Source organism: Blautia sp. AM28-27, assembly GCF_003480905.1.
Taxonomy (GTDB): Bacteria; Bacillota; Clostridia; order Lachnospirales; family Lachnospiraceae; genus Fusicatenibacter; species Fusicatenibacter saccharivorans.
Genome location: NZ_QUJK01000012.1, coordinates 76,866 through 84,986, shown reverse-complemented (window position 1 = coordinate 84,986; position 8,121 = coordinate 76,866). Strand labels below are relative to the sequence as shown.

Sequence of the window (8,121 nt, the reverse complement as noted above, 5' to 3'; positions counted from 1 at the left end):
ACTGGAAAAAGATACAACTGTGATTTGTCGGCATCGTATAATATCGGAGCAAGATATTTTATCCGTGAAATTTTAAAACCCTTGCCGGAAACGGAAAGGTCTTTGCTGGAGGCAAAAGTTCCTGCAGTAAAGCGTAGAACCTCATGTGTTTATGCAGATCTGAGAGAACTGATTTCAGAAATGGAACTGCGTAAAGCAGCATAAACACAGGCAGATATGCAGTGGATTACCTGTTATGTGGAAACCTGCCGTATCCGGCATGGAAGAAGCACATATCTGTGCAAAATCTAAGTAACAGGCGTATCCGCCGATATTTGGTCTGCCGCTTAAAGCGGCCGGAAGCACGTGACTTTAGTCATGTGAGGTTCACGATTGAGTAAACAGAAATATTATCTGATTTGATATAACCAATTGCAAAGAAGGGAAAATCTTCATGAGAAGTCATTGGACAGAAATAGAAAAATATTTAGAAGACCAGAAGGTAGCGCAGGAACTGATTGGAGAACTGAGAGATTTTCACATGCGTTATGAGGTAGAGGATCAGGTAAAGGAACGAGTAGAAAAACCGGATATCCTATTTTATGGGAAAAAGATTCTGGAAATGTCAACAGCAGCGCTTCTTCAGGGAGATAATCTGTTACTTTCCGGTGCAAAAGCTACAGGAAAAATGTACTATGTGAGACATTGGCATGGATATTCGGAAGACCGGAATACGATATTTCTTTTCATGTAAATACAGACAGTGCCGATCTGATTGGAACGGACACCTTTATAAATAATGAGGTTCGCCTTCGGAAAGGCTCCATCTACCAATGCGCGGAATTTGGAGGATTTGGAATCCTGGACGAAATCAATATGGCAAAAAATGATGCGGTTTCTGTACTGCATGCCACACTGGATCATCGGCGCAGAATCGATATTCCAGGATATAACAGGATTTTACTTCATCCGGCAACACGATTTATCGGCACGATGAATTATGGTTACGCAGGTACCAGAGAGCTAAATGAAGCATTGGTTTCAAGGTTTATGGTAATCGATATGCCTGAAATGGATGAGGATAGTGTTCTTTTTGTATTAAGGCAACATTTTCCAGATGGGGAAAAAAGTGCACTGAAAGCTTTTGCAGGACTGTTTCTGGATTTGCAGATCAAAGCTTACCATGGAGAAATCTCAACAAAATCTCTTGACCTGAGAGGATTGGTTTCTGCTGTAAAAGCAACAAGAAGCGGACTTTCTCCAATTGATGCAATCCAGATGGGAATCATAAATAAAAGTTTTGATGTATTTGAAAAAGAGATCGTAGAAGATGTGGTTTCTACCAGAATCCCATCTTCCTGGACCGGAAAAGACATATGGGGGTAAACTTGTATGGAGGATGTCAGATGGCCGGCGGAACAACTGGAAGAACATCATCTGGAGATCAGCAATCGTATCAGAAATCTTTTTTGGACAGTCAGTGGTGATTATGATACGGAATTTGAACCGGATACAGAAAAATATGTTTATTCAAAACAAACGGTTCTGTATGAGGCAGTGAAGCAGGGTGCCTTTGCACGATATTTTGATCAGAAGAAACTTGGCATGTATTTGATGAAAAAATTACATTTTTCTGCTGGAGAAGATATGCTTTTGCCTCTTCAGAGATTTCGGAATTATGAAGAACCAAGGGAAACAAATGAAAGAATCTTTCAATTTCGTGCATATGCCAATAACAGAGATGGGCTTGCGCTGAAAACAGTCGGTTCCTCTCTCATGGAGCGACCGGAAAAAAATAAGATTTTAATCGTATTAAGTGATGGAAAACCCTGTGATATGAGCATACAATGACCAGGAACTCGCCAGCCCAAGATCTATGACGGAGAAAAAGCTGTGAAAGATACTGCATATGAGGTGCGTCGGGCCAGAAATCAGGGAATTTTCGTGATTGGTATTTTTGCAGGGAATGAAGAAGAGCTCTCCGTGGAAAAGAGAATCTATGGAAAAGACTTTGCCTATATTCGTAATATCAGCAATTTTTCCCGTATGGTAGGAACTTTTTTGCGAAGACAAATTGATATGGAATGAAAATGGAGGAATCACTATGGGTAAAATTGAATTTGCCAATTGCCAGGATGTAAGAAATCAGAAAAAGATACAGGAATTAGATTGTCCACGCTGTCATGAACCGGGAGGCATTGAAGCCTTTGTGAAAGACGGGATACTTGCAGAGGACGGAGTATGTGATAACTGCGGATATATTCTTCCAGAAGGAACAGAACTGGAGGAAGTGAAGTAAGACAGTTTGAAGTAATCCCGAATCTCACCTATAAATCCGGTGAACAGATGGAGCAACTTGGCAAGTATGGTTTTCTTCGCAGAGATTATCTGAAAAACCATCGAAATTCAACCTATCAGGTGATGCTTCTGCAGGATACGATAGGAGAGCATCTTCTGGAAGTGGACAAGGCAGCCAGGGAACGGGAAGAAGTGATTCTGAAACAGTTGGAAGAAAAAGAACCACTGCCGGATAAGGAGAAAGATCAGATGGCATGGGTAAGAGCTGCCAATCAGCACAGAGCGATTGCAGAAGAGATTATCCTGAAAGAATTGATTTATGTATAAGGATTGGCAGTAACTAATCTGGCAGGTAACTGATAAAAATAGAATATTGTGAGCGAAGTAAGACGTGAGTCATAAGATATGGCTTGCGTCTTTTCCTTTTGAACTGGAAAGAAGGATAGGAGCATGGCACAGATTTTTCGTGTAGAGAGAACTAAGAATTTTACGGTAATGAGTAATCATCATTTCAAGAATAAGAATCTGACATTGAAAGCGAAAGGTCTATTATCGCTGATGTTAAGTTTAAAGTATCAGGCGGAACAGAATAGAAAGACAGCTGAGAACGAAGTGCAAAAATTGAAAAAAAGGATAAGATTGCAATCAGAGAAAATAAACGAGATAAAATTTTTCTGTGGAATCGGATATATAGTGGCACTTGTACTTTCAGCTTGTCTTATTAAGATGTGTTTCTTGTGATTTTAAATGCGATATTTCAGAATTGAATTACGATTTTTGATAGATTAGATTGTTTGAAACGCATTTTTATGATATGATGATAAATACCATGTGAACAGATATTTCAAGCAAATAAGATTGAGGTGAAAAAATGGCAGTTAGTTACAAGAAATTGTGGAAATTGTTAATTGATAAAGAAATGATGAAGAAAGATTTGCGTGCAATGACAGGAGTTAGTACAACAACGATGTCTCGATTATCAAAAGATGAAAATGTAAGTACAGAGATTCTGTCAAAGATATGTTCTGCTTTGAATTGTGATGTAGGAGATATCATGGAATTTGTTCCTGATAAAAAAGAGGAGCAGTAAGGAGGTACGGGAACATGGATCATTCTTATCCTTATATTGCGTCTTTGACCAGAGAGCCGTTCCTTTTCTACGAAATGCGTTCTACCGCAAAGCTAATGGTAGAAGGAAATTCCGATGATGCAATTGTTAAAGAAATTGTAGAGCAGAATCTTTTTCAGTATCCAACGGAAAAATCTATTACACGCATGGCGAAAGCTTGTATAAAACGGCTTCATGCACTGGAAGATGATTCGCTGGTTGTTGCGATTGCGTCACAGCCAACGGATGTAGCAAAACAGATTTGTCTTTATGCCTTGATGAAGCAGAGCCGACTGGTTTGGGAATTTATGCTGACAGTCATTGGTGAGAAGTACAGATTAAGGGACACGTCTTTTGGTAAGATAGATTTGAATACATTTTTTATGCGTTTGCAGGAGCAGAATGATACCGTGTCTTCCTGGAGCGATACTACAATAACAAAGTTAAAACAGATTATTGCCAGAGTGCTTGTTGAAACAGAATATCTCGACAACCGGGGGGCAGATCATTTGAATCCAGTATGGCTGCATCCTGTTTTGGAGAATGCCATCAGAAGCAATGGTGATATGGCGATACTGCCGGCGTTTAATTGCTTTTCTTAGGAGGTAGCCAATGAGTGACATAAAAGAACGCTTGGATAAAGTTCGGGCATTGATTCAGGAACCGGAGTTCCTGGAAGGCAAGGGACTCAGCAATGAGGTGAATATCAGAATCTTCTGTTATGAACCGGAGAATGAAATGGTTGTCCGTCATTTTGTGAATCAGCTGGAAACTGATCAGTCCTTAGATTGCCATTTGATCGTTTGTAATTTATATAAAACATTTCTCTCTATCTGCGATGATATGGACATTACAGATGCGATTCCCGATATGGAAGAAGCTGACGGAAGTGCTTATCTTCTGGAGCAGCTTAACTCCGCAATCGGTAATGGAGAGTTCATTGATAAAATCCAGTATGAGCCACACGAACCGGGTGATGTGCTGATGCTGACAGGTGTGGGCGAGGTGTTCCCGTTTATGAGAATCCATACGTTATTGGAAGCCTTGCAACCGTATTTTTCGGATGTTCCGATTTTGGTTATGTATCCGGGTGAGTTTGATGGTCGTCATGTAAAACTGTTCAATCGTCTGACACCAAATGATTATTACCGGGCATTCAATGTCATAGATTAAGGGGGATAAAGCCATGATGATTCGAGATATGTTTGCGGATGACATTAACCGCAAAATCAATGGTGTAATTAAAGTAGATCAGGCTGCTGATGATGTAATCGAGCAGGAGTTAAATGAATATGTCATTACCAGAGAATTGAAGAAACATTTCATTACGTTCTTCAATTATTACGGTGATGCTTTTGACCAGCCGACAGCCGATATGGGTGTTTGGATTTCCGGTTTCTTTGGAAGTGGTAAATCTCACTTCCTGAAAATGCTTTCGTACCTTTTGGAAAATAAAGAGGTAAAAGGTATTCGCAGTGTGGAGCGTTTCCGTAAAAAGTTTGAGGACGACCCGGCAACCTTTATGCTGATTGATCGTGCCACAAAGGGACAGACCGAGACAATTCTGTTCAATATTGATATTGAGGGATTCAGCAATAAAGATAAGACTGCGGTTCTTCGTGTATTTGCCAAAATGTTCTACAACCATCTGGGATTTTACGGAGAAAATCTGAAAGTTGCCATGATGGAGCGTTATATCGACCAGCAGGGAAAAACGGAGGAGTTCCGCAGAGTTTTTGAAGAAAAGAAAGGCAAGTCCTGGATGGAAATGCGCCGTGCCTTTGCATTCAATGGAAAGTTTATTATTCCGACTTTAATGGAAGTTCTGGATATGAGTGAGGACGATGCCAAGGCATGGTTCAATGATAAAACTGCAACAGAAATATCTATTGCTCAGCTTGTGGAAGATATGAAAGCCTATGTGGATACTAAGCCAGCCAACTTCCGTCTGCTGTTTATGATTGATGAGGTTGGTCAGTATGTTGGTACGGATACCGATATGCTTTTGAACCTCCAGTCTCTGACCGAGAAAATCGGAAGTGAGTGTGAAGGTAAGATTTGGGTGGTCTGCACTGGACAGGAAGCGATTGATGAAATCATCAAAGTTCGTGCTGATGAGTTCTCCCGTATCCAGGCACGTTTCAAGACAAGACTGAGTTTATCTTCTTCCTCCGTGGATGAAGTCATCCAGAAGCGTATTCTGAAAAAGAAACCGGAAGCAACAACGGATTTGGAAACCGTTTATGAGCAGAATGATTCTGTTTTGCGTAACCTGTTCAGCTTCAATGGCTCTATTCTGGATATTAAAGGCTATTCCGGTCCGAGGGAATTTACAGAGAACTTCCCGTTCGTGCCGTATCAGTTCATCATCATGCAGAAGGTATTTGCGGAAATCCGGAAACATGGAAATTCCGGTAAGCACCTGTCTGGTGGTGAGCGTTCTATGCTGTCCGGTTTCCAGGAAGCTGCACAGAAAATTCAGGAGAAGGATGAATATGCACTTGTTCCGTTCTTTCGTTTTTATGATACTGTACATACTTTCCTGGATGGTTCGATTCGTCGTGTAATTGAGCGTTGCCAGAAAGCTGCTGACAACGGGGACGGCATTGAACAGCAGGATGTAGATGTACTGAAACTTTTGTACTTGATTCGATATATTGATGATATTCCTTCCAATTTGGATAATATCGTAATTCTTATGGCAGACGATATTCGTGTGGATAAGATTATCATGCGTGAAGCTGTCCGAGGATGCCTTGATCGTCTGATGAGCCAGAACTATATCGGCAGAATTGGTGACACTTATAACTTCCTGACTGACGAAGAACAGGATATTCAGCGTGAAATAAGAGATACTAATGTGGATACTGCTTCTATCGTAGAGCGTATTGCTCAGATGATTTACGGTGATATTTTCACAACTAAGAAGTTCCGTTATGGAAAATATGACTTTGCCTTCGACCAAATGGTAGATGGTATTACTGTCGGTGTGGCAACAGGCGGTATGCGTCTACGTTTCCTGACTGTTGCTACCGATGCTATTGAAAAAACGGATTATCGTCTGATGGCAGAATCCAAAGGCAACGAAGCAATCGTGGTCCTGGCTGACACACCTTACTATGAATCTCTGGAATCTGCTATGAAAATTCGCAAGTATGTAAAGCAGAGAAATGTAAGCCAGCTTCCAAAAACTGTGCAGAAAATCATAAGTGACCAGCAGGACGAAGCCGGAAAATATGAGCTGAGTGCCATGAGCGAATTGCAAAATGCTATTGAAGGGGCGCAGTTCTATGTAGACGGTGAGCATCTGGAAATCAGAGCTGGAAATGCTAAGAGCAAGATTGACCAGTCGCTTGAATATCTGGTTGCCCATGTATATAGCAAGCTCGACCTGATTACAGATAATGCAGGCAGTGATGTAGATATTATTGCGATTCTGACAGGTGCGGTAACGGCACTTCCGGGCATGGAACCGAACCGTGATGCTGCTTCTGCTATGGAAGAATATCTGGAAATGCAGGATGCGAAAAAGCTGCCGACTTCTATGGCAGATGTGCAAAGCAAATACAGTGCGATTCCGTATGGCTGGAAAGAAATCGACATTGCTGCGGTTGCGGCACAGCTGATTTATTCCCAGAAAGTAACCATCAAGTACGCAGGCAATACCATTCAGCCGGATGACCCGAAATTACCGGATATGCTCCGCAAAAAGAGTGAAATCGGTAAGACTTCTATCAGTAAGCGTAAAACCATTTCCGTAACGATGATGCGTGATGTGAAATCAATGCTCCGGGATTATTTCGATGTTATGGATGTACCGGACGATGAAGATGGTCTGATTCGCTTTGTGACTGAAAAATTCGGTGAACAGCGTGATTACTATGCTTCTCTGGATGCCCGTTATGATGGACATAAATACCCAGATCGTGCATTGGTGCAGGAAGCTATTCATCTGATGGATGATGTACTTTCTCAGAAGAAAGACAATATTGCCCTAATTGAGCGTGTACTGAAAAAAGAGGATGCTCTATTCGATAACAAGGAAGCCATGAACAACGGCATTGAAAACTTCTTTAAGACTCAGGTAACAGTATTCGACCAGGCAGTGCAGTTTGAAAAATCTCTGCACGACGATCTTGACCGGATTGCAGAAAATGAGGAAGCACATAAGGCACTGAATACTATTCGATTGATTACGATGGTTCAGACCGGAAGCAAGTTCAACTATAACCGGATTCGTGAACTGAATCCGTTGATGGATACGGTTCGCACCGCCCATGACAAGATGCTGGGAGAAAAACGTGCTGAGGTTCTGGAAACGGTTCGTCAGTGTATGGAAGCGACCCATACTGCCGCAAACGGCGATTCCAAGGCATCCCATCTGATTGAAAAATCGGATCGGTATTTCAGCCAGTGCAAGGAAAAAATTGCAGAATTAAAGAGCCTTGCCCTTCTGGATGCTATGTTCTTGCCGATGTGCCAGTACAAGGATGATACTATCAGCAATATCGAGTCAGTTCTGGCTCCGCCTGCACCGAAGCCGCAGGTACAGCCGACACAGCCAGGAAAAGAAACTGCTCCGGCAAAGAAAAAGGTTGTCCATGCTTATAACCGACAGGTTGTATTCCAGGCAAAGACCTTACAAACGGATGAAGACATTGATGATTATGTAGAGAAGATTCGTTCTCAGCTGAAGCAACTCTTGAAAAATTGCGATGAGATCAAGCTGAACTAAC

Annotated in this window: 8 protein-coding genes and 3 pseudogenes; all 11 read left to right on the top strand. The window is 41.6% G+C overall.

Going from position 1 to position 8,121, the window contains the following annotated elements; translation table 11 throughout:
* Positions 1–204, top strand: a pseudogene (locus DW743_RS18515) (IS200/IS605 family accessory protein TnpB-related protein); the annotation flags it as partial.
* Between the two features lie 229 nt (positions 205–433).
* Positions 434–1,365: pseudogene (locus tag DW743_RS13725) on the top strand (AAA family ATPase).
* Between the two features lie 6 nt (positions 1,366–1,371).
* Positions 1,372–1,830 carry a cobaltochelatase CobT-related protein gene (locus tag DW743_RS13720; RefSeq protein ID WP_226906427.1) on the top strand — a complete coding sequence of 153 codons (459 nt, stop codon included), beginning with the start codon at positions 1,372–1,374 and terminating at the stop codon, positions 1,828–1,830.
* Between the two features lie 42 nt (positions 1,831–1,872).
* Positions 1,873–2,067 (top strand): hypothetical protein, encoded by a 195-nt coding sequence (locus tag DW743_RS18510; protein ID WP_226906426.1) that lies wholly within the window; start codon positions 1,873–1,875, stop codon positions 2,065–2,067.
* Between the two features lie 16 nt (positions 2,068–2,083).
* Complete coding sequence (locus DW743_RS13715) at positions 2,084–2,278, top strand: hypothetical protein (protein ID WP_117761893.1); 195 nt, start codon at positions 2,084–2,086, stop codon at positions 2,276–2,278.
* The gene (locus tag DW743_RS13710; RefSeq protein WP_117761892.1) at positions 2,236–2,604 is read left to right on the top strand and encodes a TnpV protein; all 369 of its coding nucleotides are present in this window, start codon (positions 2,236–2,238) and stop codon (positions 2,602–2,604) included. Before DW743_RS13715 ends, DW743_RS13710 begins: the two co-directional genes overlap by 43 nt.
* Before the next feature lie 123 nt (positions 2,605–2,727).
* Positions 2,728–2,847 (top strand): annotated as a pseudogene (locus DW743_RS13705) (helix-turn-helix domain-containing protein); the annotation flags it as partial.
* 301 nt (positions 2,848–3,148) lie between these two features.
* On the top strand, positions 3,149–3,367 hold the full coding sequence (locus DW743_RS13700; protein ID WP_002578407.1) for a helix-turn-helix domain-containing protein: 219 nt from the start codon (positions 3,149–3,151) through the stop codon (positions 3,365–3,367).
* Positions 3,368–3,381: 14 nt separating this feature from the next.
* Positions 3,382–3,987 carry a DUF1819 family protein gene (locus tag DW743_RS13695; RefSeq protein ID WP_117761891.1) on the top strand — a complete coding sequence of 202 codons (606 nt, stop codon included), beginning with the start codon at positions 3,382–3,384 and terminating at the stop codon, positions 3,985–3,987.
* Positions 3,988–3,997: 10 nt separating this feature from the next.
* Positions 3,998–4,558, top strand: coding sequence for a DUF1788 domain-containing protein (locus tag DW743_RS13690; RefSeq protein ID WP_055219002.1), 561 nt, complete (start codon positions 3,998–4,000; stop codon positions 4,556–4,558).
* Positions 4,559–4,571: 13 nt separating this feature from the next.
* Positions 4,572–8,120, top strand: coding sequence for a BREX system P-loop protein BrxC (gene brxC / locus DW743_RS13685; protein WP_117761890.1), 3,549 nt, complete (start codon positions 4,572–4,574; stop codon positions 8,118–8,120).
* Position 8,121: the final 1 nt, after the last annotated feature.